Consider the following 26,294-nt stretch of genomic DNA (forward strand, 5'->3'; position numbering starts at 1 on the left):
GCATTGTCGAGACTGACAGTCTCGTCAAGCTAGAATATCTGCATGCCCGAAACGACGAGCACCCGCACGCACACCGGATCACGCCGCAATGAAGCGGCACGCGAGGCAATCCTCACCGCGGCCGCCGAACTGTTGTCCGAGCACGGGAGTTCGGGCGTCACCATCAACCGCATCGCCGCGCACGCCGAGGTCGGCAGGCAGACCATCTATCGCTGGTGGCCCTCCAAGGACGCGGTGTTGCTCGACGCGCTGGTCCATTCGGCCCAGCAGGCGGTGCCGATCCCGGATACCGGCGCCCTCGGCAGCGATCTCGATCTCTTCCTGCGCGAGACCTTCGCCGCGGCCGGGATCGAGCGCAACCGCCAGGCGTTGATCGCGGCAGTCATTGCCGCCCAGGATGATTCAGATCTCGAACAGTCGCTGCACGAGTTCCTGGCCCGCCGCCGCGCCGTCCTCGCCGAGGTGATCGAACGCAGCAAGTCCCGCGGTGACATCCCCCCGCACGCCGCTGTCGAGCCGGTCGTAGAACAAGCTTTCGGTGTGCTCTGGTACCGAATCCTGTTCCAGCCGACCGCGCTACACGCCGCGGCGGCGAGCGAACTCGCCACCGCGCTGACCACCCAGCTGCGTGCAGAGCGGGGTTTGGTTCACTCAGAGGCATGAGCGATCTTTTCGTCAAGATCTGCGGCCTGCGCACCGAACAGGATGTGGACACCGCGGTGGCGGCCGGGGCCGACGCGATCGGCTTCGTTTTCGCGGCGAGTCCACGACAGGTCGACGCAGCGACCGCCCGCCGACTCGCGCAGCGCGTGCCCGCGCAGGTGCTGACCGTCGGGGTCTTCCGCGGCCAGTCCGTCGACGAGGTCGTGCAGGCGACCCGAGACAGCGGAATCCGCGCCGTCCAATTTCACGGCGACGAGGGCCCGGAGTACTACGTGGCGCTGCGCGCGCCCGGCCGCACCCTCATCCGCGCCACCGCCGCCACCCAGGTGCCCGTCCGATGCGGCGAGCTCGGCGAAGACCTCCTGCTCCTCGACGCGCCGGATCCGGGCTCGGGTCGGCCGTGGAACTGGGCCTCACCGGAGTTCACAGTGCCGACCGGCCGGTGGCTCCTGGCAGGCGGCCTGCACCCCGGCAACGTCCGTCATGCCGCCGAAGCGACCGGAGCGTGGGGCGTCGACGTGTCGAGCGGGGTGGAAAGTGAGCGGGGCGTGAAGTCCCCGGACCTGATCCGCGCCTTCCTCACAGCGGCGCGCGGATAGCCGGGCTCAGGCCTGCCCAGCAGTGGGCTGCACTGCCGGCGAGGGTGCACGTCTACTTCACCGATCTGCGTGGTCATGTCTTATCGGGCCATCGGCAGAGTCACCGCTCTGCACGGCGCGGACGCTTACGACTTCGATATCACGCACCCAACAGCCAACCGCCACATGGTATTCGGCTACGGTTAGGTGCGCGACTCGCCGATGCGGCTGCCGAAAGGGTCTCTGGCCTCTTGTTCGCCGTCCACCGGTCTGCGAAAGTGATTGCCCGTCAGCACGAAAGCGGAAGTGGGCGAACTCGACGGTGATGTCGCTGCTGTGGATCATGTTGCCTTACAGTGCCTTTCTCTCTTTCGCCGTAGGCCACCTATGGCGATACCGACGCGACCGATTCCGCTCCTACCTCGCGCACCAGGACATGGACCGCGCACAACGCCTCGGATCGATCGTGTTTCCCCTCGGTTTCGGCATCGTGGTTGCGGCACGCACTACCGACATGATCTCCGCCGGAGCACACAGCCGCCCCGAAGGCACCATCTATGTCGCCATCCTCGTCGTCGAAATGATTGCGGGCGTGCTGGCGGCGACGGGCGCGGTGTTGCTGTTCGTTCCCGATCTGATCGCCAGCCCGGCTCGGCCCGCGATCACCTGGGTGGACCGCATGACAGTGCCGGTCTTGGTCGCGGGCCTATTGTCCGGCGTGATGATCAGATTCGACCCGAACTCCTCCGACAACGGATACCGGACCGCCGAATCGCTGTTCGCCTGGTTCCGCTCGCTGTTCACGCTCCATCCGAACCCCGAGGCGATGCAGCACGCCCCGCTGATCTATCAGGCTCGCGGCCTTATCCTGTTGCTGCTCATCGCGATATGGCCTTACACCCGCCTCGCCGGGATCTTCGCGGGCCCGGTCATTCGGTTGTCCCTGCGCAGCAGGCACCAGTTCCAGCAACCTTTCGGGACACGAACAGCACCGGACCATTGAGCACCCGCATCGGCCGGCGCGGATGCCATTGCACCGCAGCAGAACCATGCTCAGCCGTGACGTCTGTCGCCCATCACCAGTTCACCGAGTTGTGCTTCGGATTCGGGCGAGAACGGGTCCTGCCGGGCCCGATATGCGGCAACGGCTTGCCTGGTGTCCTCGGCGACCAGGTCGGCGTTGATCTGGGCCGCGGTGGCCGCGCCTGCCGCCGCCGCGGCACCCACCTGGGCGGTCAAGGCGGTGACGTTGCCTGCTACCCACACTCCGGGCGTTTCGGTGCGGCCGGTGGGGTCGGCGGGCAGAAATTCACCCATTCCCGACGGATGCTGCGACGGATGCAGTCCGAGCGAGGCGAGCATGGCCACCCGCGCAACCATCCGAGATTGGACTGCCAGCGCGGTTCGACGGACCACGGTACCGTCGCTCAGTCGCACTCCCGCGAGACGGTCCTCGACCACTTCCAGGGCGGCGACCTCGCCCTGCACCACCCTGAGCCGCGGGCCGCAAGTTGCTCGGCCTCCGAGCCGGTCGGCGGCAGCATGGTGTGCGAGAAGAATGTGACGTCGGCGCTCCATTGACGAAACAGCAAGGCCTGATGCACCGCCATCGGACCGCAGGCAAGCACACCGATGGCCTGGTCGCGGACCTCCCAGCCGTGACAGTACGGGCAGTGCACCACATCCCGGCCCCACCGCTCACGCAGGCCGGGTAGGTCGGGAAGCTCGTCGACCAGCCCGGTGGTCACCAGCAGCCGCCGCGCCCGCACAGACCTGCCGTCGGTCAGCGCCACCAGGAACCCCTCGGCCGCACGGCCGACCGCGCCGGCTTCTCCGGCGACGACATGTCCGCCATAACCGCGGACCTCGGCCCGACCGCGCTCCAACAATTCGCCCGGCGCAATCCCCTCCCGCGCCAACAGCCCGTGCACGCCCGCGGCCGGTGCGTTGCGCGGGGTGCCCGCATCGACCACCACCACCGTCCGCCGTGCTCGGGCGAGCATGAGTGCTGCGCTCAACCCCGCAGCGCCACCGCCGACAATCACCACGTCATAGCCATCACTCAGCCGATCGGTCACCATGACCACCTCCTCGGTTCCACCATGGGAGGCAACACACGATTTCGGCAAGATTGTTTGCCAATATGGCAAAACGGGAGGAAATGGACGACCTCGATCACGCACTCGGCGTGGTCGGCTCGTGGTAACGCGCAATACGCCGGCAGCAGCATGGCATGGGATGCCGTTGATTGTGCTGCGGCGATGCGTCGCGCCGCACTGTTCAGCGGCCTGGCCGAAGTCATGCTCGGTCCGTGGATTCCGCGCGGTCCGGGCGGTGGAATCCACGGCCGCACGTTGACGGTCACCGTGCTGGTCGAAACCTGCGGATGCGATGGCACGATGCCGCCGGTGGATTCGATCGTTCCCCGCCTGCCCGGCGACCCCCAGGCACAAGACCTCGCACGTCGACGGGCCTACGTCGCCTATGGGATCTGATGGAACCGCCACGCATCGCGAACGATGTCGACGATGTCCAGTTTCTCCGGCGTCCAGCCGAGTTCCTGTTTCGCGAGCTCGGATGAGGCGTAGAGCGTTGCCGGGTCGCCCGGCCGCCGCGGTGCTGTCTCGAGATCAAACGGCACGCCGGTAACCTCTCGAATCGCTTCGATCACTTGCAGATTCGAGAACCCGATCCCGTTGCCCAGGTTGTAGATCTTGTGCTCGCCGGGGTGGATGGCATCGAGGGCGAGCAGGTGCGCGCGGGCGAGGTCGGTGATATGGATATAGTCACGCACGCATGTCCCGTCGGCGGTTGGATAGTCGTCACCGAACAGGCTGAATTTGTCGGCCCTGCCGATCGCGGCGTCGAGTGCCAGCGGGATCAGGTGGGTTTCGGGGTTGTGGCGTTCGCCGATCATAGTGCCGTCGCCGCAATCATGTGCCCCCGCAACGTTGAAGTAACGCAACGAGATTGCACCCAGCGGGAACGCACGGGTGAAGCTGGCGATCGCACGGTCGATCGCCAGCTTGGTGTCACCGTAGGTGTTCACCGGGGTGGTCGGTGAGGTCTCGACCAGTGGCAGCTCGGTCGGTTCGCCGTAGACGGCTGCAGTGGAGGAGAACACCAGCTTGCCGACTTCGGCTGCGCGCATCGCGTCCAGCAATGCGAGTGAAGCGCGGGTGTTGTTGTCCCAATGCCATTCGGGATGGTGCATGGACTCGCCTGCCGCGATGAGGCCGGCGAAGTGTAAGACAGCGTCGAACTGGCTACCGGGGGTGAGAACTTCCGCCACGTCATGAACGCGCAGTTGCATGAACTTCGCGCCGTCGGGAATCTGCCGGTCGTCGTTGCGGGAGAGGTCGTCGACCACGACAACCTGATGCCCGGCGTCGAGCAGCATCCTCGTCACTGTGGCGCCGACGAACCCCGCACCCCCGGTTACCAGCAGCTTCACTTATCTGACCTGCACTTTCATGGCGAGTAGGTGGTCGTGAATTTCTTGCTTATGTGCCCGGAAGTAGTCCTCGGGGCTCGGTTGTGGTGCAGTGCCGGTCCAGCCCGTTGTCCGTTGCCAGGCGCGACGCTTCACGGTAGCCAACGCCGCTGGGTCTGGCGTACCGATCCATGTATCCGCCATCGCACACGCCACCGCGTGCACGGCTTGGTGGTGGCGAGCCACAATTCGACCGCTGCTCGTTGTCGCGTAACAGCTGTAGTTGACCGCGTCCGGACGTGGTAGCCCGAATTCGGTGTCGAACCGTTGGAATGCGTCGTGCAGGTAGGTCCAGAACCGGCCTGGGTCCATCGGCGGTTGTGTCGGGTCGCGTCGCCAATTGAGTTCGGCGCGCATCTGTTCGGCGAGATGTGGTGCCATCCAGTCGAAATCGTGGTGTGCGTATGCGCCGTCGAGCATCGCGGTCGCGCGCAGGACCTTCATGCACAACCGGTTCACCATGAGGTGGAAGAGCGCCGAGTCTATTCCGGCGCACCACTGGTCATGGATGCCGAGCCAAAAGTACGCCTGCGTGTAGTACAGCAAGATCTCGTAGGCGTCCCGGGCGTCGAGCTTCACCGGTTCGTGCTCAGGTAGGCCGTGCTCGGTGACGCCCAGACCGAGATCTTTGAAGTCGAACCCGAGGGAGGTCTGGATGGCGCGGTAGTCACCGAGCGGCAGCGTCATCAGATCGATTGTGGGAAACGCTTTTCCGGCGAGCGCCCGCAGCTCGCGCACGGGCATCGACGGTTCGTCGCCGTAGTGGACATACAGGAAGTCGACGTCACTGATCAGCAGGCGCTCGCCCACCGAACGGCTGATGAAGGTTGGCTCGCCGCGGGCCAGTGATCCGCCGACGATGAGCCAGTCGTCGTCCGGGACACAGCGGCCGAGCAACAGCAGGTCATCGGCGATGCTTACGGCCGTCTGCTCGAGCTCGGCCGCGTTGGACAGTCGTGAAGTGATGCGCTCAGCTAACGCGATGGCGTCCATGTCACGCCTCAGTCTCAGCCGTCACGGCGAGCACTGGTGCTGGCATGGGAAGCAGCACCGGCCCCGAGTGCACCGCTGCTACAGGCATCTCCTCATGCTCCTTCTTCGCCGTGATGTGAGGACACAGTGCCCCGCAGATCGTGCACGGCGCACCCTTACGAAGCCCGTGCTCGATGAACACATTGCCCGCCAGACCCGGGTACAGAGCGTGGCCTTGCTGGATGTCCCAGTCGTTCGCGCGGCGTGCCACGCTGATCGCGCGCTGCTTGGCGACCTCGGGTTCCCAGCCGCGCACCAGCTCCAACGCGGAGATTGCGACGCGGACCATGCGGACCGAGGTAGCGGTGTCGGGTGCGGTTGGCATGGCGTAGTGCTCGTTGTGGGTGATCGAGGCGAACATGTCGCCGCCGCATTGACCAGCGGTCGCGACGCCGAGGACATTGACTGTGTCGTCGAGTGTCACACCGTTGTCGATCACCATGGGTCCGGCCAGCCACAACGGCGCACCGCCGAGTGCTTCCTTGTAGGCGGGAATGAGTTCCGGGATCCGGTGCAGCGGTATATGTCCGCCGCTTTCGCACAGGACCTGAACACCTCCGCAGAGCGCATCCTTGCGCAGCTCGGCGAGCAGCTGGATTTCGCGCCACTTCAGTTCGTCGCCTGCGTCTGCGGTGGCGCCGGGGCGGAAGATATCGCCGAGGTCCAGCACCACCTCCAGCCGGTTGCAGATGTCGATGATGCCGTCGAAGTACTCGATCAGCGGGTTGTCGCAGTCGTGCGTGCGCATGTAGCGCGCGATCAGGCCGCCGCCGCGTGAGGTGGTGGGCATGATCCGCGCGGACTTCTCGCTCATCTCGGCGAGCGCGGGGTTGATGCCTGCGTGGATGAGGACGAAGTCGACGCCGGGTGCCAGGCCGAGCTCGAACCTCTCCAGGAATTCATTGCGGCCCAGCTTCTTTCGGGGGTTAGCGAACAGGTCGTAGGTCAAGCACGCACCCAGAGGTACACCGACGACTTCCTTCAGGTCCGCTCGCAGTGCGACCCCTTCGGGGTTGGTGGTGAGGTCCATGACTGCGTCCGGGGTCGCCGCGAGGATCACGGCCATCCTGTCGACGATGGCCTGCCGGTCGGTGTCACGCGGGCCCAGTCCGATGAGAGCGGTGATCTTGCGGCGGGTGTCTTCGCCGACGAGCAGTGGCCGGAACTCCGTCATGTGTCGGCTTGCCTGCGACCGCAGGAACACCAAGGTTCCGCTCTGAACACGACGGGCAGCTACGGCGGAATCCAACCCTTCGGTCTGACATGTGGCAATGAATTGGGAATCCGTTGCGAGGTCGAACATTTCGGTGTTCCTCTCAGTTGGGTTAATTCGGCGGAATGTGTTCGATTGGCCACGGGATCGGTGGCTGGCCGTCGACGACGTCGGCAACCAAGTCCGCCCAGGCGACGGCGAGGGTGCTGGCCTCGCTCCAGGCGTCGTGCACGGCCGGCTCGGCAGCGTTCTTAGCGGTCTGCAGCACCAGCTCGGCGGCGACGTAGGCCGCAGCGAGATCATCGACTGCTCGACCGACGTGTTCGGTGCTGTTGGTGCTCGGCTGGATGTGGGTGCTGACCCAGTTGTTGATCAGTTCGACGAGTTCGCCTCGGCGGCGGTCGATTCGATCGGAAAGATCAGGATGCACGTGCCGCATGCGGTGAAGATGGGCAAGAGATCCTGCCCATCGAAGGATCAGGTTGTCGCCGGGTAAGACACCGCGCTCACCGCGAAAGCAGCGAGAAGCGCATGCCAGTCCGGCAACGTCACACAGGCGGTACTGCTTTCGATGAGCAGGAACCCGGGTCTCATTGCGACGCTCGTTGTTCGGCGGCGAGCCTGCGCTGGATTTCGGCGACACTCGTGCCACCGCGTTTCTCCGGCCAGAGAACAAGCACGACGGCAAAGCTCAGGCCCATCGCGGCGGCGAATACCAAGACCCACAGAAACGCGGCCATGATTCAGCCGATGACTGTGGACAGTCGGGCCTGTGCCGTGAGAAACGGCGCACAGCTTGGCCCGTGGCCGGCGTGGATGCTCAGAATGAATTGAGCCTGTTCGAAGTTGATGTCGCTGGTGGGCTGCGCGCTGCAGTTGCTGTACGTCGTAGCCCACAGGTCCCTGGTGTCCAATTGCGTCGGCATGATTTTCTCCCCTGATGGCGGTCAAAGCACCCGGCGCCGGCCACCATTTGTGGCCTTTCAATTCCGCTGACCGGTGTGCGCGTATCCCAGATGAGGGAACCGAACGCCCGCCGCCGGGTACAGTTCTCAGCCTGCGCGGGTACGGCGGAAGCCAGAAGGCATCGCCCAGGCAATCTCCCGGCATTTCCAGGTCATCACACGATGTGTCCGGCGTAACCTGACACCACGATCGGCCTACACGGTGCGGAGCAGCTGATGATCGGTCTCGATTGGACAGGGGTAGAGGTCGCATGCCTGCGCGTGGCAACGCTGCACGGCGTCGACGAGTTCGCGCACAAGATCGGGTGCGCCCCACGATCAGTTCGGCTGTGGGAATCGAAAGGTCTACGGGCACAACTCAACCCCGCTAGCAAGCGCCTACTCGAGGACGAATACCGCAAGCTCGACAGTGCCCAATGCCAACGCTTCGAGGCAGCGCTGTCGAGGGTCGGTCGCCTGCCAACCGCGGCATCGTCGCCCGAGGCGATCCAGGTCATCCCCATGCAGAATCACCGGGTAGACATGTTCTCCGCGCTCGACAGCGTTCGCGCTGTCGTCGACCAAACGCTGTCGAAATGCACTATCACCTCATCCCGCGTCGAATTACTCGATGAACGAGTCGCCGACCGAGTACTGAGCTATACGGCGATGCCGCCGGCCATGGCGTTGACATCGATCGCGCCAGATCTGCTCGAGGTGCAGGCCGTCGCGGCCGAACGCCAGCCTGCAGCCATCCAAGCGCGCCTGTCCGAGGCAACCGCGGTGCTCGGATTGCTGACCGCCGATGCTCTGATGAAGCTCGGGGAGATCGAACGCGCGAATTACTGGTTCGGCACTGCCCGAATGGCCGCCGACGACACCCCGAATCGTCGGCTGCGCGCCAGGGTCCGGGCTCAACACGCCATGCTGCCTTACTACTACGGCGACACCGAGAAGACCGTGGCCCTTGCCCAAGCGGCGCAAGCGATTCTGCCCGACACCGCATGCGACGAGACCGCCCTTGCCGCAGCAGCAGAAGCTAGAGCATTGGCCCGGCTAGGCGATGAATACGGCGCCGAACAGGCGTTGAACAAGGCGCAGCGACTCACCGACGCGCTCGAGAACAACACCAGCGACGAGGCATTCCGGTTCAACACCAAGCGTCTGCTGCTGTACACGTCTGGAACACTGACCTATATGGGGCGCACTGCTCGAGCTCGCCGTGTCCAGGATGAGGCACTGCAGCTTTATCGGCCGACATCGGTGATTATCGACCCGGCGTTGATCCATCTCGACGCCGCAGTCGGCCACGCAATGGATGGGTCGGCAGATGACGGCTGCCAACTCGCGGCCGGAGTCCTGGACGATCTACCGACCGAGCACCGCACCCGGATCGTGATTACGCGCGCATCCGACGTTCTCGACGCCCTCCCCGCTGGCTGTCGCCAGCTGCCGTCGGCTGGCACTTTGCGCGAGCTCGTATGCGCTGAGACGGCGACCTGATGACGCGCCATACGGAACCCGCCGGCCTCGCCGAATCAACCTTCAGTCCCGAACGAACACGAGCTGTGCTTGAAGCCGCCTGCCGTATCGCGGGTATCGACGCTAGCAACGCGAACTTGCTGCGTCATCACACCAACGCCGTCTATGCACTCACGCGCGAGCCGATTGTGGTGAAAATTGGCCGGCCAGACCGTAATGGCCACATCGACGTCGTCGGACTCGTGCAGTGGCTCGAGCTGGAGTCGGTGCCGACTGTCCCTCTCGTCGAAGTCGACCAGCCACTCCAGATCGCGGGATGCCCTGTGACTTTCTGGCGGTATATGGACCAGCAGAACGGTGTGGTCAGCGCAGTCGAGCTCGCCGACCCCCTCGCGTCGCTGCATTCGCGATCGACCGCACCGCCGATCCCTCTTCCGGATCAGCAAATTCGCAACACAATCACTGCGATCGCCGACGCCATCGATACCAGCGTGATCCTGTCCCCCGGGGATCGAACTCTGCTGCATGCTCGACGAAAAGACCTCGCGCAGCAGGCAACCGAGGTTCGGTACGGGCTGCAACGAGGTTTGATCCACGGCGATGCGCACCACCGAAACGCACTGTGGGACCGGCACAACGGGCGCGCGGTCCTGTGTGATTGGGAGAACGCGGCGATCGGCCCGCCCGAGTGGGACCTTGTCACCCTCGAGGTCCACTGCCGACGCTTCGGCCACCCGGCCGAAGAATACGACCAGTTTTGCCGCGCATACGGGCTCGATATCCGAGATTGGACCGGCTATCTGTGGCTGCGGAACCTGCGGGAACTGCGCATGATCACCACCAATGCCCGTAAATCTGCGCCGGAGTCGGACGCCGCCGTCGAGGTCCTGCGACGGATTGAGGCGCTATACGCCGATGCGCCGATCACCTGGAACATCCTGTAGCGCTCTCGAGCGGTAGGCTCGGCCAGATGCATGTCGTCGTCATCGGTTCGGGGATCTCGGGTCTCTCGACAGCGGCCGAGCTGCTCCGCGCCGAGCACGAGGTCACCGTCGTGAGCGCGGAACCGATCAGCGCCACGACGTCGTTTCTTGCTGCGGCCGTATGGTTTCCGACTGCGGCGAGTCCGGCCGATCGTGTCGGGGCGTGGAGCATGCAGACATTCGCTCATCTGGAAGCCCGCGCCGCCGCCGGTACGCCCGGGGTACGCATGTGCGAATCGCTGGCACTGTATCGGAGCGAACCCCCGACGCCCATCTGGTCGGGCACCGTGCGCGCCTTCCGCGCCGCCGACAACGACGAGCTCCCGCCCGGCTATGGGTTCGGGTTCGGATTCGCCGTTCCGCTCGTCGAGATGCCCGTGTTTCTGCCGCATCTTCACGACGAGGTCGGCGCGGCAGGGGCGCGGTGGATCCGGCGCTTGGTGCGCCGACTCGATGATGTCACCGACCTGGCACCCGACGTCGTGATCAACTGTGCCGGATTGCGTGCAGGAGAACTGGTCGACGATCCGACCATCTATCCGATTCGCGGGCAAATCGTTCGCGTGACCAACCCCGGGCTGACCGTATCGGTCCGCGACGAAGCGCATCCACTCGGTCGTGCGTACGTCCACCCGCGCGAAAACGACTGCATCCTCGGCGGCTCCCTCGATGCGGACGAGTGGGACCTGACTCCGAATCCCGCACTGACACAGTCGATCCTGGACAGGTGCCGCGATCTCGCCCCGCAACTGGCCGACAGTCGGGTGATCGAAACGCTTGTCGGCTTGCGGCCGGGCCGCGACGAGGTTCGACTCGAGCTGGACCGCTCTACCCCAACACCCGTGATCCACAATTACGGTCACGGCGGATCCGGCATCACCATCGGTTACGGCTGCGCACGCGAGGTCGCGGCGATCGTCGACGGCCTCTGACCACACATCCTCGGCGAGGAATACCGTGGGCACCCACGGCGACCCCACCCGGCCACGAGCGCCATCGAGAACCGCACCTCGTCGTACGGCTGTCCGATCGTCTGGCAGTATCCTAGGACGCGACCGAGCACGTGCCGCCCCGTCGCCCCTCAGCTGTCGAAGGCGTCGAGTATCTCTTCGGCGGCCAGCGCTGCGGTAAGAGTGCCGTCGCGGACCTGTTTCTCCACTTGGGCCCGAATGGCTTTCACGTTCGGGTTGGCCGCGAGGCGGCGCGACAACTGGTCATGAACCATGGTCCAGGTCCAGTCGATCTGCTGGCGGCGGCGCTTCTCGTCGAATTCCCCCGCGTCGGTGAGAACTCGGCGGTGTTCGAGGACAGCGTCCCAGAACTTGTCCAGGCCATGGCCTTCCAGACCGCTCATAGTGAGAACCGGTGGGCGCCACAGCGCGTCGTGCGGGTGGATGAGGCGCAGCGCGCCCACCAGTTCGCGGGCGGCGGCCTTGGCTTCGAGTTCGTGTTTGCCGTCGGCTTTGTTCACGGCGACCAGGTCAGCGAGTTCGAGGACACCTTTCTTGATGCCCTGCAACTGATCTCCGGTCCTGGCCAGGGTCAGGAAGCAGAAGACGTCGACCATATTGGCGACCGTCACCTCGGACTGGCCGACGCCAACGGTCTCGACCAGGATCACGTCGTATCCTGCGGCTTCGAGCAGGACGATGGTTTCGCGCGTTGCCTTGGCGACGCCGCCGAGGGTGCCCGCCGTCGGTGACGGGCGGATATAGGCATTGCGCTCCAACGACAGTCGTGCCATGCGGGTCTTGTCGCCGAGGATGGAGCCGCCGGTCCGGGTGGAGGACGGGTCGACCGCCAGTACCGCGACGCGGTGCCCCCTGCCGATCAGATCCATGCCGAGCGCGTCGATGAAGGTCGACTTGCCGACACCCGGAACACCGGTGATACCGACACGATTCGACACCGCGACGTTCTCGGAGCCGGCCTCGGGAGTCAGCCGCAGCAGCAGTTGCTGCGCCAGTGCCCGGTGATCGGCCCGTGTCGATTCGACCAACGTGATCGCCCGCGCCACGGCGGCCCGCTCGTTGTTGCGGACCGCCTCGGCGAGTGCGTCGACGTCGATGACGCGTCTGCTCATTCGGCGCTGGTGGAGTCCACGGCGCCGCTACCGATCTCGTGTCCGAGCTCGGTAGCGAGCTTCTTCAACAGACCGATCGCCGCGTCGGCGATGACGGTGCCCGGCGGGAAGATGGCCGCCGCGCCTGCCTCGTACAGCTCGTCGAAGTCGCCGGGCGGGATGACGCCGCCGACGATAACCATGATGTCGGGCCGCCCGACATCGGCCAGTGCCTGCCGCAGGGCGGGCACCAGCGTGAGGTGGCCTGCCGCGAGCGAGGACACACCGACCACATGCACGTCGTTGTCGGCCGCCTGCTGCGCCACCTCTTCCGGAGTCTGGAACAGCGGACCCACATCGACGTCGAAGCCGAGGTCGGCGAAGGCCGTCGCGATCACTTTCTGACCTCGGTCGTGCCCGTCCTGGCCCATTTTCGCGACCAGGATGCGGGGGCGACGGCCTTCCGCCTCGGCGAACTCCTCGACCATATCGATCGCCTTGCTGATGTTGGTCACCTTCCCGGCCTCGTCGCGGTACACACCGGAGAGCGTACGGATTTCGGCCTGGTGGCGGCCGTACACCTGCTCCAGTGCGTCGGAGATTTCGCCGACGGTGGCCTTGGCGCGCGCCGCATCGATGGCCAGCCCGAGCAGGTTGTTCTCCATGCCGCCCTCTGAGGAGGCCGCCGCACGGGTCAATTCGGCCAGCGCCCGCTGGACTTCCGCCGAATCGCGTTCGGCGCGCAGCCGTTGCAGCTTCTCGATCTGCTCGGCGCGCACCCGCGAGTTCTCGACCTTGAGCACCTCGACCTGCTGGTCCTCTTCGACCTGGTACTTGTTGACGCCGATCACCGGCTGCTGGCCGGTGTCGATACGCGCCTGGGTGCGGGCGGCGGCTTCCTCGATGCGCAGCTTCGGGATGCCCTCGCCGATGGCCTGCGCCATGCCGCCGTGTGCTTCCACCTCGGCGATATGGGCGCGGGCCCGGTTGGCCAGCTGATGGGTGAGCCACTCGACGTAGTACGAGCCGCCCCACGGGTCGATCGGCCGGGTCGTGTTGGACTCCTGCTGAATCAGCAGCTGGGTGTTGCGTGCGATGCGGGCGGAGAAGTCCGTCGGCAGCGCGAGCGCCTCGTCGAGGGCATTGGTGTGCAGCGACTGGGTGTGCCCCTGGGTCGCGGCCATCGCCTCGATGCAGGTACGCGCCACATTGTTGTAGGCGTCCTGCGCGGTGAGCGACCAGCCCGAGGTCTGCGAATGGGTGCGCAACGACAGCGATTTCGCGCTCTTCGGCTCGAACTTCGCGACCAGTTCGCTCCACAGCAGACGTCCGGCCCGCAGCTTGGCGACCTCCATGAAGAAGTTCATGCCGATGGCCCAGAAGAACGACAGCCGCGGCGCGAACTTGTCGACCTCCATGCCCGCCGCGATTCCGGCGCGGATGTACTCGACACCGTCGGCGAGGGTGTAGGCCAACTCCAGGTCGGCGGTCGCGCCCGCTTCCTGAATGTGGTAGCCGGAGATGGAGATCGAGTTGAACTTCGGCATCCTCGCGCTCGTATAGGCGAAGATGTCGGAGATGATCCGCATCGAGGGCTTGGGTGGATAGATGTAGGTATTGCGGACCATGAACTCCTTCAGAATGTCGTTCTGAATGGTTCCGGCCAGCTGTTCCGGTGTCACGCCCTGTTCTTCCGCCGCCACGACATACAGCGCGAGGATCGGCAGCACCGCACCGTTCATGGTCATCGAGACGCTGACCTGGTCGAGCGGAATGTGATCGAACAGCTGGCGCATGTCGAGGATGGAATCGATGGCGACGCCCGCCATTCCGACGTCACCCTGGACGCGCGGATGGTCGGAGTCGTAGCCACGGTGGGTCGCCAGGTCGAAGGCGACCGACAACCCCTTCTGCCCGGCCTGCAGGTTGCGGCGGTAGAAGGCATTCGAGTCGGCGGCGGTGGAGAAGCCAGCATACTGCCGAATGGTCCACGGCTGGTTGACGTACATCGTCGGGTACGGGCCGCGCAGGAACGGTGCGATACCGGGCACGCTGTCGAGCGGATACCCTTCCGCCGCAACGGCATCCCGATCGGCTTTGGTGAACACCGGTGGCACCTCGATGCCTTCCGGCGTCGACCACACCAGCTGCTCGGGGGCGTAGTTGTTCGCCTCGGCCGCCCCCTGAACGAAGGCATCGACCTGTGCGGCGTCCACCGCGGCGGCTTCCGCGGGATGCTCGGCCAGCGGCACATCGGCGAAACTGCCGATCGCGTGCTTGATTTCGCGAGTGGTCATCAGGCTCCTACTTTCTCCAGCAGGCCGGATAGGGCAGCGACCGCGTCGATACGGGCCGCGAGGTAACCGTCCGGGCGCTGCGCGCCGCTCAGTTCCGCGACTGCCTGCTGCGAGCCTGCCAGCAACACCGTCTCGATTCCGGCCACGCGCAATGCCTCGACCGCCGCGCCCGCATCGGTGCCGTAGCGCTTGTCCGAACCACACAGCACCGCAATCGTGGCACCGGATTCCGTTGCCGCCGAGCCGATTCCGTCTGCCGCAAGCGGACCGGGATTGATCGACTCGATGCCGCCGGAGGCCAGCAGGTTGGCGATGAAGGTGACCCGCACATTGTGCTCGGCCACCGAGCCGAGCGGCACGAGCAGCGCACGCGGTCGGGAGCCCTCGGCCGCCAGGTAAGCGTCCGAGCGATTGCGCAGCGCCTCGAACCTGGCTCCGTAGCGGGCGATCCGCGATTCCTGACGCGCGGCCTCCGACAGCGGCTGTTCGGCCAGGTTCGGGAACTCGTTCACCCCGGTGACAGCGGTCTTGCGGTGCGCGATATCGGAATACCGTGCCGCCCTTGTCGCGGCGATCCGCTCGGCGAGCAGACCGGAGTCCAGCGCGGCCCGGTAGCCGCCCGCGGCCTCGAGTTCCTGCATGAACTCCCACGCCTTCGCGGCGAGCGCGGCGGTGAGATCTTCGACGTACCAGGAACCGGCGCCCGGATCCTGCACATGACCGATGCGTGATTCCTCGAGCAACAGCAGCTGTGTGTTGCGAGCCATGCGATCGGCGAACGGCTTGGAGACGCCGAGCTCGCCCGCGGGCAGGGCCGAATCGAACGGCAGCACCGTCACGGTGTCCGCACCACCGACACCCGCGCCGAACGCGGCGAGCGTGGTGCGCAGCATATTCACCCACGGGTCGCGCTGGGTCATCATCGCCGCGGAGGTCACGGCATGCTGGGGCGCACCACCGAAGGCGGGCTCGCCGCAGACGTGCGCGACACGGGCCCAGAGCTGGCGGGCCGCGCGGAGTTTCGCAATGGTGGCGAACTGGTCGTCGGTCGCGGCGAAGCGGAACTCGAGCTGACCCAGCGCATCCGCGATGTCCTGCGTCTCGGTGAGGGCACGCAGATACTCCACACCGGCTGCCACCGCGGCGCCGAGTTCCTGAGCGTCCGAGGCGCCCGCATCGTGGAAGACGGTGCCGTCCACAGTGATTGCGCGGACGGTCTCGGCCCGAGCGATTGCCTGCCCGGCCAGGCCGAGCGCCTCGGCCAGGTCGACATCGGCGGTCGACGCGAAGCGGCTGGTGAGCGGGGCCGCCCCGAGTCCGATCTGGATGTCCGCGCGCGCGGACAGCTCGTAGCCATCGAGAACAGTGAAGATCTGCGTGGCAGCGGCGGTAGCCGCACCACCGGCGTCCAACGTCAGCGGAGCCAGCTCGAACAGCATCCCCGACAGGGCCGCGGGCAGTTCGGCCACCGGCACGCCACGCTCAGCGACGCCGAGCCACACCGCGCTGACGCCATTCGCCAGACCGAACATGATCTCGCGGTTCGCCGCCGCGGCATCGTGTGCGCCTACGTAGGCGCTCACGTACCAGCCACGGTTCACGTCACGGGTCGCATCCCGGCCACGCACGAACGGGAAGGCGCCGGGCAGCGGCTGTTCGGGCCGCTCGTCACGGCGGGTGTAGAGCGGGTTGATTGTCAGCCCGTCGTAGGTGGTTTCCGCGAGCAGCCGCTCGGGGTCGTCGGGAAGATCGGCGGGGTCGATCTTGCGGGCCTTCGCCAGCACCCCGGCCACGCCCTTGCGCCATGCGGCGTATTCGGGCACCGGATCCGCCGTCGGATCTGAAGCAATCGCCATAGCTGCTTTTCCTCTTCCACTCGATTACGGGCGCACTCATTGTGTGCGCCCGATACCGTCGTATTCGCCCAGCTCAGCGAGCACTTAGGTTAACGAGCATTCGTCCCGTTTCCTTTGATGCTAGCGGGAGGTATCCGGTCGGTTGAGCGTGGCTGCCACTACCAACCGGTAACCTCGCACGGGTGACCAGATTGATCCGTGACCCGCGTATCGTCGTGCTGCTCGCCGGCGGCGGCGTGCTATTCGTCGCGGCGATGCTGGTCCCGCTACCGAGCCCGCAGCAGATGCAGCAATGGGCGAGCACGGTCGGTCCGCTCTTTCCACTGCTGTTCTTCGTGGTGCACGCACTGGTCACCGTAGCGCCGGTGCCGCGCACGGTGTTGACGGTGAGCGCCGGGGTGCTCTTCGGTCCCGCGCTCGGCATCGTGCTCGCGGTCTCGGCCACCACCATCAGCGCCGCCCTGGCGATCCTGCTCGTGCGCGCGCTCGATCGGGACCGAGTGGCTGCGCACCTCACCCACCCGGCCGTGCGCGCCATCGACGATCGTCTGGAACGCCGCGGCTGGCTGGCCGTCGGTTCGCTGCGGCTGATCGCGTTCGCGCCGTTCTCGGTGATCAACTATTGCTGCGGGCTGTCCTCGATCCGGTTCTGGCCCTATATGGTCGCCACCGTCGCTGGCATCCTGCCCGGCACCGTGGGCACCGTCATCCTCGGCGACGCGCTCACCGGCGGCACCCATCCCGCCATGTTCATGGTGTCGGCCGTCTGTATTGCCGTCGGGATCGTCGGCCTCGTCATCGATGCGCGATGGCCGCAGACCCACGAATCCGCCCCCGCAGCGGCTGCCCCCGCGCAGGTCTCGGTGTCCGAGTAGGGCACCGACGACGGCACAGCGCGTCAGTCCACGGTCAGCTCGATCGGCACCGCGAACACGTCCACCATCGCTCCGTTGCGCAGCACCGTCACCGGTAACGAGACCCCGATCGCGTCGGCGAACAGTTGACGTTGAATGCCTTGCGCATCACGCACTTCCGAGCGCGCCACGCTGAGCACCAGATCACCGCGGCGCAATCCGGCATGGTCGGCGGGACCGCCGCGTACCACCTCCACGACGCGCACGCCCGCAGGCTGCCCGGTACGCGCGGCGACATTCGCCGGCAGCGGCGCGGGCACCCCGACCAGACCGAGGTAGGCCCGGCGCACCCGCCCCTCGCTGAGCAAGGTGCTGATGATGCGCCGGGTCGTCGTGTTGATCGGAATCGCAAGGCCGAGGCCGACGCCCGCCACCGCGGTATTCACCCCGACCACTCGACCCGACGAATCTGCCAGCGCACCACCGGAATTGCCAGGATTCAGTGCGGCGTCGGTCTGGATCACGTCCTCGATCACCCGCCCCGCCCGCCGCGACGCGACCGGCACGGCACGGCCGAGCGCACTGATCACGCCCGCGGTGACCGAGCCCGCCAACCCCAGGGGACTTCCTACCGCAACCACCAGCTGGCCGACGACCAGCTTGTCGGCGTCGCCGAGAACGACCGCGCCGGGCGCTCCGCCACGGGCCCGCAGCACCGCGAGATCCGACAGCGGATCGATGCCGACAACGTCGATCCGCGATTCCACTCCGTCGGTGAAGACCACCTCGCCATTACTGGCCGAGCCGACGACGTGCGCGTTGGTCAAGAGGAAGCCGTCGTCGGTGAACACCACCGCCGACCCGGACCCCCGCCGCGTCCGCACGCTCGCCACGTGCGGTGTCACCGATGCCGCGACCGCGATCACTGTGCGCGAATAGGCGTCCATCGCAGCATTTTCCGCCCGCTCTGCCGAGGACCGAATCGACTCGTCGTCCACGACGGCCCCCATCCTGCTGCCCGACTCATAACCTGCTCTCACCAGGATGCGCCTTTCGCAGCCAGTTGCGCACCCTGTTCGCCTCCGGCGCAATCAGCGAATGCCCGGCCGCCGGCGAGGTCAACGCGTGCAACACGCGGCGAAACCCTGCTCGGCACGCTCGAGCAGGGGTGCGGTCAGCGGCGGGCCCTGTGCGTTGCGCCCGCGCTTGCACCATATGGCGCAGCTCATCGTCGATGCCAGCGTGACTCCGCCGCGCCCTCGTGCCGCGGATCGGGATCCGATTACGCCGACGGCACACGGTCCAGGAAGCCGTATACACCGACAATGCGCCCGTCCGGTGCCAGCGTGATCACATCCGAGCCGGCGACCGGCGCGCTCCCGTCGGCCACCGAGACCAACTCCCACGAGAACCGAGCGGTGTCATGATGCCCGTCCACAGCGCCGACCACACGGAACTCGAAACCGGGGAACTGCTGCTGCACGCCCCCGATCGCCGCGGCCAGATCCCCATGCCCGCTGACGTCGGCAAGCGGATCGGTGTAAGACCCGTCCTCGGTCCATGCGGCGGCGACCGCCGCGGCGCGCGCCTCGGCGTCGGTGGCATTCCACGCCGTGAAATACCGGCCCACCGCATCCTCATACTGCGACATGCTGAATTCTCCTCTGTCGTAATGGTTTTGGTCCTCCAGTGCGATTGCTCGAACCGGATGCCTCAACCATGCCCGGTTCCGGTCGGCGAGTCGATTACGCCGGAGGTAATGATTCAGCGCGCGCTCGAGTAGGTGCGGCAGACACTGGCAGACACCGCCATCGAGCACGACATTGTCGTATCCGATGGCGGTGTCGCGCAGGTGATCTCAGCGTTCGGCTACCAGCTCCGGGTCCGGCTCACGATCGTCGGCCTCCGCCATCACCGCTTCGCCGCGGGCGACCATGCCCGCCTCATCGGAGAGTTTCAGGTGCGGGATGAACAACGCGAGCAGCAAGGCGAGCAACGCGCCGGGGATCAGGTACCAGAAGCCGGGTACGAGCGCGTCGACGTACGCACCGACGATCGCGTCGTGGAGGTTGTCCGGCAAGTGCTTGACCACCGACGGCACCAGCGCGCCCGGATCGAGTTTCGACGCCGCCGCCTCCGGCCCGTGCGCTACGAACACCTCGGTGAGGCCGGCGGTCAGCCGACTGGTGAAGATGGAGCCGAAGATCGCTACCCCGAGCGCCCCGCCCATTTCCCGGAAGTAGTTGTTGGCACTGGTCGCGGTGCCGATCTGATTGGGCGCCACGGCATTCTGTACGACGAGCACGATGATCTGCATGAGCAAGCCGAGCCCAGCGCCCATCACGAACAGCATCGCCGAAACAACCCACATCGCGGTATTCGCGTCCAAGCGGGTCAACCACAGCATGTCGAGGGCGATCAGCGCCGCACCCAGCGGCGGGTAGGCCCGGTATCGGCCGGTCCTGGTAATCGCGGCCATCGACGTCATCAGGGTGAGCATCAGCCCGACCATCATCGGTATCAACAGCAGGCCGGAGACCGACGCGGAGGCGCCGGTAGCCATCTGCAGGTAGGTCGGGATGAAGGCGAGCGCCGCGAACATCACGAGACCGACCAGGAATCCGATCACCGAGGTCAGCACGAAGGTCCGGTTGCGGAACAGCCATAGCGGCAGCATCGGCTCCTCGGCGCGCGCCTCCACCATCACGAACGCAGCGACCACGACCACGAGCGCGGCCATCATCGTCACGATGACCGTCGAACCCCAGGCGTACTGCTTGCCACCCCAATCGGTGATCAAGATCAGCAGCGTGGTCGCCGACGACATCAACACGACACCGAGATAGTCGGGCCGGCTTTCGGGCCGGTGGCTGGGGATGTTCAGATAGCGGAATGCGATGACCAGCGCCGCGATTCCGATCGGCACGTTGATCCAGAAGCACCAGCGCCAGTCGAGATGGTCGGCGAAGAAGCCGCCTAGCAGCGGGCCCGCGACCGAAGTGATACCGAACACAGCGCCCATCGGAGCCATGTACTTGCCACGATCCTTGGCAGGCACGACATCCGCGATGATGGCCTGCGCCAGGATCATCAGGCCGCCACCACCGACACCCTGCAGCCCGCGGAAAACGATGAACTCCCAGAAGCCCGTCGAGGCGGCCGCACCGATCGAGGCGGCGGTGAACACTGTGATCGCGAACAGAAAAAGCCAACGCCTGCCGAACATATCGCCGAATTTGCCGTATATCGGCATCACGATGGTGGTGGCGAGCAGATACGACGTGGCGGTCCAGGCCATGTGGGAGATGCCGCCCAGATCGCCGACGATGGTCGGCATCGCGGTGCCGACGATCATCTGATCGAGGCTGGCCAGGAACATCCCCGCGATCAGCGCGGAGAAGATCAGCCAGATCCGCTTCTGGGTCAGGACAATGGGGGTAGGCGGCGAATCAGCAGCCGTCGTGGTCATCGACATGTCTCCTTTTCGAGCCGGTCGGCTGGTCGAACAACCGAGCAGCCATTGCACAGTGATCGCGTATTGCAGTCGCCAGTGACCCGGTTGGGTCATCGGCCAAGGACATCACCGCCCTGGAGGTGATGGTCGTCACGAGTCCCGCTGTGAGCGCGGCGAATTCGGGTGTTGCCGTAGCACCCATCCGCGCCGTCAGAAGTTCGCCGATGGCGGCCTCCAGCCGGACACCGGAGGCGACGAAGGCCGCTAACACCCTCGGCTCGGTCTTGATGATCTCTGTCACCAGCGAGATGCCTTCGCGCACTTCGCTTTCCGGCTCGAATCCCCAGGCGAACAGCCAGGTGAGATCGTCGATGAGGACGCCGGTCGGACCGCCCGCGATGAACTGCTCCCGCAGTTCCGGTGTGCCGATCTCGCCGACCGGGCCGACCACCGCGTCCATCTTCGTCTCGTAGTAGTTGAAGAACGTGCGAGGCGAGACCCCGACCGCCTTCGCGATGTCATCGACGGTCGTCGCGTCGAGCCCATGCTCGACCGCCAAACGCCGTGCGGCGAGGCTGAGGTCGAGGAGGGTCCTGCGCTTCTTCTGCTCGCGCAGCCCCATCGGTGGCGCGTCGCGCTTCGCCTGTGACATGCCAGATAATTTAGCATGATCTGCAATATTTCATAAACTGCAATATTGGTCCGGCAGGCAATCGACGATGCTGCGAGCGGCCATCGACAGGTCGGAGCAGATACCGTGGCAGGAAAGGCAGTCCCGCGAGAATGTGGTGCGGTAGTGAAACTGTTGCTCACCGGAGCGTTCGGCAATATCGGCTCACATGTGCTCGCCGAGCTGCTGCGGCGCAAACATGAGGTCCGCTGCTTGGCCGCGCGCACGCCCGCGGACGAGCGACGTGCGGCGCGATTCGTGTCCGTCACCGATGTCCGCTGGGTAGACGTCCGTGACGCGGACTCGGTCGCCGACGCGGTGGCCGGTGTCGAGGTGGTGCTGCATTTCGCGGCGGTGATTCCACCGGCCAGCGACGACGATCCCGAATACGCCAGGCAGGTCAATGTCGAGGGCACCGCCAACGTGATCGCCGCCTGCCGCGCACAGTCGAAATCGCCCCGGCTGATCTTCGCGTCTACCTTCGACGTGCATGGTTGCACGCTGGACAAGCCGCCGCCGCGCCACGTCGAGGATCCACTACGGGCCACCGATGCCTACAGCCGACACAAGATCGAGGGCGAGGCGCTGGTGCGGCGCAGCGGACTGACCTGGTTCATCCCGCGTTTCGCCGACGTGCCGATCATCGGCGTGCGCAAGGCAGAGCCGATCATGTTCGAGATCGGCCTCGACAACCGGATCGAGGTGCTCCACCCCGCGGACGCCGCGTTGGCCATGGCCAACGCATTGGAGACCGAACTGGTCTGGGGCACAACGATGTTTATCGGCGGCGGCACCTCATGCCAGGTCACCTACCGACAGTTCGTCGCCGGTGTCCTCCGTGCGATGGGGCTGCGGATGCTGCCGGAGTCGGCGTTCAGCGACAAGACCTACGCCACCGACTGGCTCGACACCGAGGCGAGCCAGCGGATGCTCTGGTATCAGCGCTGCGGCTTCGACACCATCACCGCCGATATCGCCGCGACACTCGGCTGGAAGCGCCACTTGATGCCGCTGAGTCGCGCGTTCGCCGAGCGCGCGATGCTCCGACTATCGCCGTACTACGCCGAGGCCGCAGGCGGCTCGTGAGCGAGTCCGTCAACGACCGGACTGTGCGGCCACGGCAGGTTTGCGCTGCAACCCCTTTCGATCGTAGAAGCGCGTGACCACAGCGCCCCCCAACAGCCCGATGGCCAAGCCGAGCACCGCCATCCCGGTGCCTCGGTACAACCCGGCCGCACCGTTGGCGTTGAAGTACAGAATCGACCGGACGCCGAGGAAGACCTGGTGCATCGGCTCGAAAGTAGCCAGCCAGGCGAAGTATTCCGGTGTGGCTTCGATGGGGACGGTGCCACCGGAAGACGGCAGGCCCAGGACGATGAACAAGATGAGGTTGACCAGCAGGCCCGCGGTGCCGAAAGCGGCGAGCACCGACAGCGCGGTGACGCCGACGGCCATGATCGCGAGCACGCAGTAGAGGAACAGGGCCAACGGGTGGTCCAGCGGCACATCCAACAGCGTGGCGACGCCGAGGAAAAGTGCCGAGACGATGGGTGCGGTGACGGCCAGGATCGCCCACTTCAGCAGCAAGGTTCGGAACCGGGATATCGGGGCCGACGGATAGTGCACGTACCACGGCCCGTATTCGGTCGGCGCGAATCCCAATGCGGAATCGGTCATCGAGTGGATCGTCATTGCGCCGGTGAAGCCCGCGAGCAAGACCAGCAGCGTGTAGAAGAACGCGGACAGACCCTGTCCGGTGCCGTCGGGCAGCGGACGATACGGCGCGACCACCACCTGGATCGGATGGGCGAGCATCAGTTGGCTGGCGCCCGCAAGCTCGGTCCCGGGCGTGCCTGGACTCGGCTGCAACTTGGCATGCACGGTATCGATGAGCTGCTTGCCGACTGTTTCGTCGACCCGGCTCAATGCTTCGTCGGCAATGCGCTGCATGACCGCAGTGGCGAAGCTGCCGGCGCGCGGGTTCGTGTGCACGGTGATCACGGGCTGCTCGACGGCTCCCGGCACGACACCGGCGGCGCCGAGAATTGCCAGCCGTTTGGTGAAATCACTGGGTATGACGATGGCCCCGTAAGCATGCCCCTGCCGTAGCTGCCGCTGGGCTTCGGCGAATCCGACGACATGCAGGTCGATCTTGTCGGATGGCAGGTTCGCGACCAGCGCCTCGGTGATCTGGTTGCCCACGTTGGCCGGCTTGTCACCAAGGACGTCGCCGTCGTCCTGATTGACGAGCGCGACCGGGAAATCGTGCAGGTTCTTCGTGGGATTGACCACGTACGCGAGATACATCGTCGCCAACAGCGCCATGAGCAGCGTGACCACGGCGATCGGGGCGATCCAGCCCCGCAGCCGCAGGTGGCGGACAGGTCGATCGGCAGGCTCGTCAGTCGTCATGGGCGAACCGTAATCCGTGCCGGCCACCGGTGCCTGCCTACCCGGGTGAGTCCGCCTTTCCGATGGCTGTAGGACCGACAGTCTGTTGTCCTGGCGGTTACACAATCGTGAACGGAATATCAAAATTGTCTCGTCGGCGGCCGGTATCCGCGTACGCTGCGAGGATGCTGGCCGCTTCACGAGAGCGGTGGCGCAGACGCTGTCACAGCCTGGCAAACACAATCGGCTCTCTTGGGCGTACACACTGATCGGCCCTGCTGGAGTCTCGGTCGGTGCCGAGCAGGTGCCGGCAACACTGATACCGCTGCCGAGTGCGATGTACTCCCATCTCGGTGTCCTGCTACCCGGTCTGGTTTTTATCACCCGCAAGACAGGCGGTCGATTCGATGACCCCACTGCACATTTCCCTGGTCACTGTCGTGATTACGTTCGCAACCGTAGTCGCGTGGCCCACGTCCCAGCTCCATCGACCGCTCGTTTTATCGCCGTCTTCGCCGTCGCCTCGCCGAGACGAAAGTCCACGACGCGATAACAAATCGTCGATTCCCGCGGCGCGGGCGAATGCCCACACCGCCCCCGAAACCTCCCTCACAATCGACCAGGCGCACACGGTGATGCAGCAGCACATGAATTGTCGGATTCGTCGCTGTGCCCGCAAAGCGGCCGCATTCGCCCTCCTCGTCGACGCCGGCCACATCACGCCCGACCGCTCATACTTCCGATCCCGATCGTGACGTCGAGCCGACGCCCGTCACCAGGCGTGAGCGGATAACAATTCCTCGAATCTGCGACGACACCGTGCGCGAAATACGCGCCGCCGCGTGCGCGGAAAGTAGCGTGTTGTCAGCGGTCCAAGCGTCCGCATACATATCTGCCGTGGGAGTCCCTGGGAATGTCCACACCGAACGCTTCAACTTCTTCTGAAGGGGTCGCCGTGCGTCACGCCTACACCACTCACGCTGCCATCGGGATCGCGCTGATCCTCATCGCCGCCTCCGCATGGTTCGGCGTCATCACGAGCTGAACGTTCAGCGCAACCATCCCTTCCGTTTGATATAGACCAACGGAATCACCGCCGCCACCAGAGTCATCACTGTGGTGGCCAGGAGGCCGTGCTGCCATTCCAGTTCCGGCATCCAGGTGAAATTCATGCCGTAGAACGTCGCGATCAGCGTCGGCGGCAGAAAGACGGCGGTAATGATCGTGAACACCTTGACGATCTGATTCTGCTTCACATCCAGCCAGGTCATCACCAACTGTTGCAGATAGCGCACCTTGTCGTGCTCGAAACCCGCGTGTTGCTTTACGCCGTCCATATCGGCGATCAGGATGGCGATCAAGCCTTCGAGGTCGCTGACGCGCGTGTCGGCCATCAGGTGGCGGGCAGCGCGGGCGAGTTGCAGTTGGGTCTCCTGGACGCGCGAGACGATCTGCTCGGCCGCGTTCATCCGGGACATAGTGCCGCGCATGTCCGCAACGCCGATCTCGCGGCCGCGGCGGTCGTAGCCGTTGGTGGCCATTTCGATGTCGTCGTTCATCACTTCGAGTGCGTCGCTTGCGTAGTGGATCACCCGCTCCGATTCCTCGTTCAGCGCCCATAGCAGCGCGTACATCATGCCGTGCGGGGAGCCGGTAAGCGCCGGATTGCGGCGCATCTTGGCGACGGCCTTATCGAACAGGGTGAAGGGACCGTCCGGTTGCAACGTCACCAGGAAGTCGCTGCCGAGGGCGAACATGATCGTGTCGCGTTCAATGGTTTCGCCACGTTTGTGGTTGATGACGACCGGCAAGTAGATGAAATCGTCCGTCTCCCATACTCGGTTCCTCGCCGTCGCGAAATCGACACCCAGCCGCTCCCGCAGCACCGCCGCGGTGTCGGAGTCGGTGGCGGAGAGTGGAATCCAGTGCTGCTGTAGAACTTCGGTGTCGAATCGGTCGGTGAGCACGGCCGCGGCGGTCGTTGTCATCGGCTACTGACCATAGGAGGAGCGTGCGGGTGAGACCGACGACGAGCCGACCGGCTGTTGCACATGCACATAGTGCATCGTCAGCAGGGCCGCACTGATCAGCAGATAGAGGCCGATCGTGAACCAGATCGCCTGGCGCTCCAGATTCGGTGCGCGATGTGGTGATTCGACCTTGTCGAACAGGGTGGCCATGGTAGGGCTCCAATACTTGCCGTCGTCTTGATGTGGCTGCGCGCAGCATCGAGCCGCGCCCGGGTATCGGCCGACCACAGCGAGATTTGCCAGGCCGTACCGAACGCAACAGACCGGGCGCTCGGAAGGTCCGAGGCACCGG

At 65.5% G+C, this 26,294-nt stretch carries 25 protein-coding genes and 1 pseudogene; 10 read left to right on the forward strand and 16 right to left on the reverse strand.

Annotated features, from left to right (window positions below):
- Window positions 1–42: 42 nt before the first annotated feature.
- The 3 genes from OHQ90_RS28455 (at window position 43) to OHQ90_RS28465 (ending at window position 2,244) form a co-directional block, all read left to right on the forward strand.
- Window positions 43–663, forward strand: coding sequence for a TetR/AcrR family transcriptional regulator (locus tag OHQ90_RS28455; RefSeq protein ID WP_328402624.1), 621 nt, complete (start codon window positions 43–45; stop codon window positions 661–663).
- Window positions 660–1,262 carry a phosphoribosylanthranilate isomerase gene (locus OHQ90_RS28460; protein ID WP_328402626.1) on the forward strand — a complete coding sequence of 201 codons (603 nt, stop codon included), beginning with the start codon at window positions 660–662 and terminating at the stop codon, window positions 1,260–1,262. Before OHQ90_RS28455 ends, OHQ90_RS28460 begins: the two co-directional genes overlap by 4 nt.
- Window positions 1,263–1,584: 322 nt before the next feature.
- The gene (locus OHQ90_RS28465) at window positions 1,585–2,244 is read left to right on the forward strand and encodes a respiratory nitrate reductase subunit gamma (protein ID WP_328402628.1); all 660 of its coding nucleotides are present in this window, start codon (window positions 1,585–1,587) and stop codon (window positions 2,242–2,244) included.
- Between the two features lie 50 nt (window positions 2,245–2,294).
- Here OHQ90_RS28465 and OHQ90_RS28470 read toward each other — a convergent pair.
- Window positions 2,295–3,322 (reverse strand): annotated as a pseudogene (locus OHQ90_RS28470) (NAD(P)/FAD-dependent oxidoreductase).
- A 180-nt stretch (window positions 3,323–3,502) separates the two neighbouring features.
- Here OHQ90_RS28470 and OHQ90_RS28475 point away from each other — a divergent pair.
- Window positions 3,503–3,736, forward strand: coding sequence for a hypothetical protein (locus OHQ90_RS28475; protein WP_328402630.1), 234 nt, complete (start codon window positions 3,503–3,505; stop codon window positions 3,734–3,736).
- Here the strand turns inward: OHQ90_RS28475 and galE are convergent.
- From galE to OHQ90_RS28500, 5 genes are all read right to left on the reverse strand, one after another.
- A complete protein-coding gene (galE, locus tag OHQ90_RS28480) occupies window positions 3,724–4,695 on the reverse strand; it encodes a UDP-glucose 4-epimerase GalE (protein WP_328402632.1) in 972 nt (323 codons plus the stop codon). The two genes, OHQ90_RS28475 and galE, sit on opposite strands and share 13 nt — an antisense overlap.
- Window positions 4,696–5,727, reverse strand: coding sequence for a hypothetical protein (locus OHQ90_RS28485; RefSeq protein WP_328402634.1), 1,032 nt, complete (start codon window positions 5,725–5,727; stop codon window positions 4,696–4,698).
- Between the two features lies 1 nt (window position 5,728).
- On the reverse strand, window positions 5,729–7,069 hold the full coding sequence (locus OHQ90_RS28490) for a phosphomethylpyrimidine synthase ThiC (RefSeq protein ID WP_328402636.1): 1,341 nt from the start codon (window positions 7,067–7,069) through the stop codon (window positions 5,729–5,731).
- A gap of 22 nt (window positions 7,070–7,091) precedes the next feature.
- A complete protein-coding gene (locus OHQ90_RS28495) occupies window positions 7,092–7,418 on the reverse strand; it encodes a hypothetical protein (protein ID WP_328402638.1) in 327 nt (108 codons plus the stop codon).
- A 151-nt stretch (window positions 7,419–7,569) separates the two neighbouring features.
- A complete protein-coding gene (locus OHQ90_RS28500) occupies window positions 7,570–7,719 on the reverse strand; it encodes a hypothetical protein (protein WP_328402640.1) in 150 nt (49 codons plus the stop codon).
- 441 nt (window positions 7,720–8,160) lie between these two features.
- Here OHQ90_RS28500 and OHQ90_RS28505 point away from each other — a divergent pair, with 441 nt between their 5' ends.
- Genes OHQ90_RS28505 through OHQ90_RS28515 form a run of 3 tightly spaced genes read left to right on the forward strand, consistent with a single transcriptional unit; the run spans window position 8,161 to window position 11,320 of the window.
- Window positions 8,161–9,426 (forward strand): hypothetical protein, encoded by a 1,266-nt coding sequence (locus OHQ90_RS28505; protein WP_328402642.1) that lies wholly within the window; start codon window positions 8,161–8,163, stop codon window positions 9,424–9,426.
- Window positions 9,426–10,349, forward strand: a complete 924-nt coding sequence (locus OHQ90_RS28510; RefSeq protein ID WP_328402644.1) for an aminoglycoside phosphotransferase family protein — start codon at window positions 9,426–9,428, stop codon at window positions 10,347–10,349. The genes OHQ90_RS28505 and OHQ90_RS28510 overlap by 1 nt, the downstream gene beginning before the upstream one ends.
- A 26-nt stretch (window positions 10,350–10,375) precedes the next feature.
- Window positions 10,376–11,320 carry an FAD-dependent oxidoreductase gene (locus OHQ90_RS28515; RefSeq protein WP_328402646.1) on the forward strand — a complete coding sequence of 315 codons (945 nt, stop codon included), beginning with the start codon at window positions 10,376–10,378 and terminating at the stop codon, window positions 11,318–11,320.
- Window positions 11,321–11,469: 149 nt separating this feature from the next.
- On the opposite strand, the gene meaB is transcribed toward OHQ90_RS28515, so the two are convergent.
- From meaB to OHQ90_RS28530, 3 genes are read right to left on the reverse strand one after another with little or no spacing between them, the layout of a single operon-like run.
- Entirely contained in the window at window positions 11,470–12,471 is a 1,002-nt protein-coding gene (gene meaB / locus OHQ90_RS28520) for a methylmalonyl Co-A mutase-associated GTPase MeaB (protein ID WP_328402648.1), read from the reverse strand.
- A complete protein-coding gene (gene scpA / locus OHQ90_RS28525; protein WP_328402650.1) occupies window positions 12,468–14,747 on the reverse strand; it encodes a methylmalonyl-CoA mutase in 2,280 nt (759 codons plus the stop codon). Before scpA ends, meaB begins: the two co-directional genes overlap by 4 nt.
- Window positions 14,747–16,603, reverse strand: coding sequence for a methylmalonyl-CoA mutase family protein (locus OHQ90_RS28530; RefSeq protein ID WP_328402652.1), 1,857 nt, complete (start codon window positions 16,601–16,603; stop codon window positions 14,747–14,749). Before OHQ90_RS28530 ends, scpA begins: the two co-directional genes overlap by 1 nt.
- A gap of 182 nt (window positions 16,604–16,785) precedes the next feature.
- Here OHQ90_RS28530 and OHQ90_RS28535 point away from each other — a divergent pair, with 182 nt between their 5' ends.
- Window positions 16,786–17,478 (forward strand): TVP38/TMEM64 family protein, encoded by a 693-nt coding sequence (locus tag OHQ90_RS28535; RefSeq protein ID WP_328402654.1) that lies wholly within the window; start codon window positions 16,786–16,788, stop codon window positions 17,476–17,478.
- A 23-nt stretch (window positions 17,479–17,501) separates the two neighbouring features.
- Here OHQ90_RS28535 and OHQ90_RS28540 read toward each other — a convergent pair whose 3' ends face one another.
- From OHQ90_RS28540 to OHQ90_RS28555, 4 genes are all read right to left on the reverse strand, one after another.
- A complete protein-coding gene (locus OHQ90_RS28540) occupies window positions 17,502–18,404 on the reverse strand; it encodes a S1C family serine protease (protein WP_328413157.1) in 903 nt (300 codons plus the stop codon).
- Between the two features lie 335 nt (window positions 18,405–18,739).
- Window positions 18,740–19,108 carry a nuclear transport factor 2 family protein gene (locus OHQ90_RS28545; protein ID WP_328402656.1) on the reverse strand — a complete coding sequence of 123 codons (369 nt, stop codon included), beginning with the start codon at window positions 19,106–19,108 and terminating at the stop codon, window positions 18,740–18,742.
- A 207-nt stretch (window positions 19,109–19,315) separates the two neighbouring features.
- Window positions 19,316–20,926 (reverse strand): MDR family MFS transporter, encoded by a 1,611-nt coding sequence (locus tag OHQ90_RS28550; protein WP_328402658.1) that lies wholly within the window; start codon window positions 20,924–20,926, stop codon window positions 19,316–19,318.
- Window positions 20,907–21,563, reverse strand: coding sequence for a TetR/AcrR family transcriptional regulator (locus OHQ90_RS28555; RefSeq protein WP_328402660.1), 657 nt, complete (start codon window positions 21,561–21,563; stop codon window positions 20,907–20,909). The genes OHQ90_RS28550 and OHQ90_RS28555 overlap by 20 nt, the downstream gene beginning before the upstream one ends.
- Window positions 21,564–21,707: 144 nt before the next feature.
- Here OHQ90_RS28555 and OHQ90_RS28560 point away from each other — a divergent pair, with 144 nt between their 5' ends.
- Window positions 21,708–22,667: an NAD-dependent epimerase/dehydratase family protein gene (locus OHQ90_RS28560; RefSeq protein ID WP_328402662.1), complete on the forward strand. Its 960-nt coding sequence runs from the start codon at window positions 21,708–21,710 to the stop codon at window positions 22,665–22,667.
- Between the two features lie 9 nt (window positions 22,668–22,676).
- On the opposite strand, the gene OHQ90_RS28565 is transcribed toward OHQ90_RS28560, so the two are convergent.
- Window positions 22,677–23,993, reverse strand: a complete 1,317-nt coding sequence (locus tag OHQ90_RS28565) for a YhgE/Pip domain-containing protein (RefSeq protein WP_328402664.1) — start codon at window positions 23,991–23,993, stop codon at window positions 22,677–22,679.
- A gap of 892 nt (window positions 23,994–24,885) precedes the next feature.
- On the opposite strand from OHQ90_RS28565, the gene OHQ90_RS28570 reads away from it, so the two are divergent.
- A complete protein-coding gene (locus tag OHQ90_RS28570) occupies window positions 24,886–25,017 on the forward strand; it encodes a hypothetical protein (RefSeq protein WP_328402666.1) in 132 nt (43 codons plus the stop codon).
- 4 nt (window positions 25,018–25,021) lie between these two features.
- On the opposite strand, the gene OHQ90_RS28575 is transcribed toward OHQ90_RS28570, so the two are convergent.
- Both OHQ90_RS28575 and OHQ90_RS28580 read right to left on the reverse strand, forming a co-directional pair.
- Complete coding sequence (locus tag OHQ90_RS28575; protein ID WP_328402668.1) at window positions 25,022–25,960, reverse strand: magnesium transporter CorA family protein; 939 nt, start codon at window positions 25,958–25,960, stop codon at window positions 25,022–25,024.
- Between the two features lie 3 nt (window positions 25,961–25,963).
- On the reverse strand, window positions 25,964–26,152 hold the full coding sequence (locus OHQ90_RS28580) for a hypothetical protein (RefSeq protein WP_328402670.1): 189 nt from the start codon (window positions 26,150–26,152) through the stop codon (window positions 25,964–25,966).
- Window positions 26,153–26,294 lie beyond the last annotated feature (142 nt).

The organism is Nocardia sp. NBC_00403, from assembly GCF_036046055.1.
Lineage (GTDB): Bacteria > Actinomycetota > Actinomycetes > Mycobacteriales > Mycobacteriaceae > Nocardia.

Excerpts from the sequence above, each read along its gene's own strand:
- OHQ90_RS28545 (WP_328402656.1), bottom strand. The coding sequence starts at position 19,108 with ATGTCGCAGTATGAGGATGCGGTGGGCCGGTATTTCACGGCGTGGAAT.
- OHQ90_RS28500 (WP_328402640.1), bottom strand. The coding sequence starts at position 7,719 with ATGGCCGCGTTTCTGTGGGTCTTGGTATTCGCCGCCGCGATGGGCCTG.
- OHQ90_RS28490 (WP_328402636.1), bottom strand. The coding sequence starts at position 7,069 with ATGTTCGACCTCGCAACGGATTCCCAATTCATTGCCACATGTCAGACC.
- OHQ90_RS28460 (WP_328402626.1), top strand. The coding sequence starts at position 660 with ATGAGCGATCTTTTCGTCAAGATCTGCGGCCTGCGCACCGAACAGGAT.
- OHQ90_RS28505 (WP_328402642.1), top strand. The coding sequence starts at position 8,161 with ATGATCGGTCTCGATTGGACAGGGGTAGAGGTCGCATGCCTGCGCGTG.
- OHQ90_RS28540 (WP_328413157.1), bottom strand. The coding sequence starts at position 18,404 with ATGGACGCCTATTCGCGCACAGTGATCGCGGTCGCGGCATCGGTGACA.
- OHQ90_RS28455 (WP_328402624.1), top strand. The coding sequence starts at position 43 with ATGCCCGAAACGACGAGCACCCGCACGCACACCGGATCACGCCGCAAT.
- OHQ90_RS28495 (WP_328402638.1), bottom strand. The coding sequence starts at position 7,418 with ATGCGGCACGTGCATCCTGATCTTTCCGATCGAATCGACCGCCGCCGA.
- OHQ90_RS28580 (WP_328402670.1), bottom strand. The coding sequence starts at position 26,152 with ATGGCCACCCTGTTCGACAAGGTCGAATCACCACATCGCGCACCGAAT.
- OHQ90_RS28575 (WP_328402668.1), bottom strand. The coding sequence starts at position 25,960 with ATGACAACGACCGCCGCGGCCGTGCTCACCGACCGATTCGACACCGAA.
- OHQ90_RS28555 (WP_328402660.1), bottom strand. The coding sequence starts at position 21,563 with ATGTCACAGGCGAAGCGCGACGCGCCACCGATGGGGCTGCGCGAGCAG.
- meaB (WP_328402648.1), bottom strand. The coding sequence starts at position 12,471 with ATGAGCAGACGCGTCATCGACGTCGACGCACTCGCCGAGGCGGTCCGC.
- OHQ90_RS28475 (WP_328402630.1), top strand. The coding sequence starts at position 3,503 with ATGCGTCGCGCCGCACTGTTCAGCGGCCTGGCCGAAGTCATGCTCGGT.
- OHQ90_RS28550 (WP_328402658.1), bottom strand. The coding sequence starts at position 20,926 with ATGACCACGACGGCTGCTGATTCGCCGCCTACCCCCATTGTCCTGACC.
- OHQ90_RS28515 (WP_328402646.1), top strand. The coding sequence starts at position 10,376 with ATGCATGTCGTCGTCATCGGTTCGGGGATCTCGGGTCTCTCGACAGCG.
- OHQ90_RS28510 (WP_328402644.1), top strand. The coding sequence starts at position 9,426 with ATGACGCGCCATACGGAACCCGCCGGCCTCGCCGAATCAACCTTCAGT.
- OHQ90_RS28570 (WP_328402666.1), top strand. The coding sequence starts at position 24,886 with ATGTCCACACCGAACGCTTCAACTTCTTCTGAAGGGGTCGCCGTGCGT.
- OHQ90_RS28565 (WP_328402664.1), bottom strand. The coding sequence starts at position 23,993 with ATGACGACTGACGAGCCTGCCGATCGACCTGTCCGCCACCTGCGGCTG.
- OHQ90_RS28530 (WP_328402652.1), bottom strand. The coding sequence starts at position 16,603 with ATGGCGATTGCTTCAGATCCGACGGCGGATCCGGTGCCCGAATACGCC.
- OHQ90_RS28465 (WP_328402628.1), top strand. The coding sequence starts at position 1,585 with ATGTTGCCTTACAGTGCCTTTCTCTCTTTCGCCGTAGGCCACCTATGG.
- scpA (WP_328402650.1), bottom strand. The coding sequence starts at position 14,747 with ATGACCACTCGCGAAATCAAGCACGCGATCGGCAGTTTCGCCGATGTG.
- OHQ90_RS28485 (WP_328402634.1), bottom strand. The coding sequence starts at position 5,727 with ATGGACGCCATCGCGTTAGCTGAGCGCATCACTTCACGACTGTCCAAC.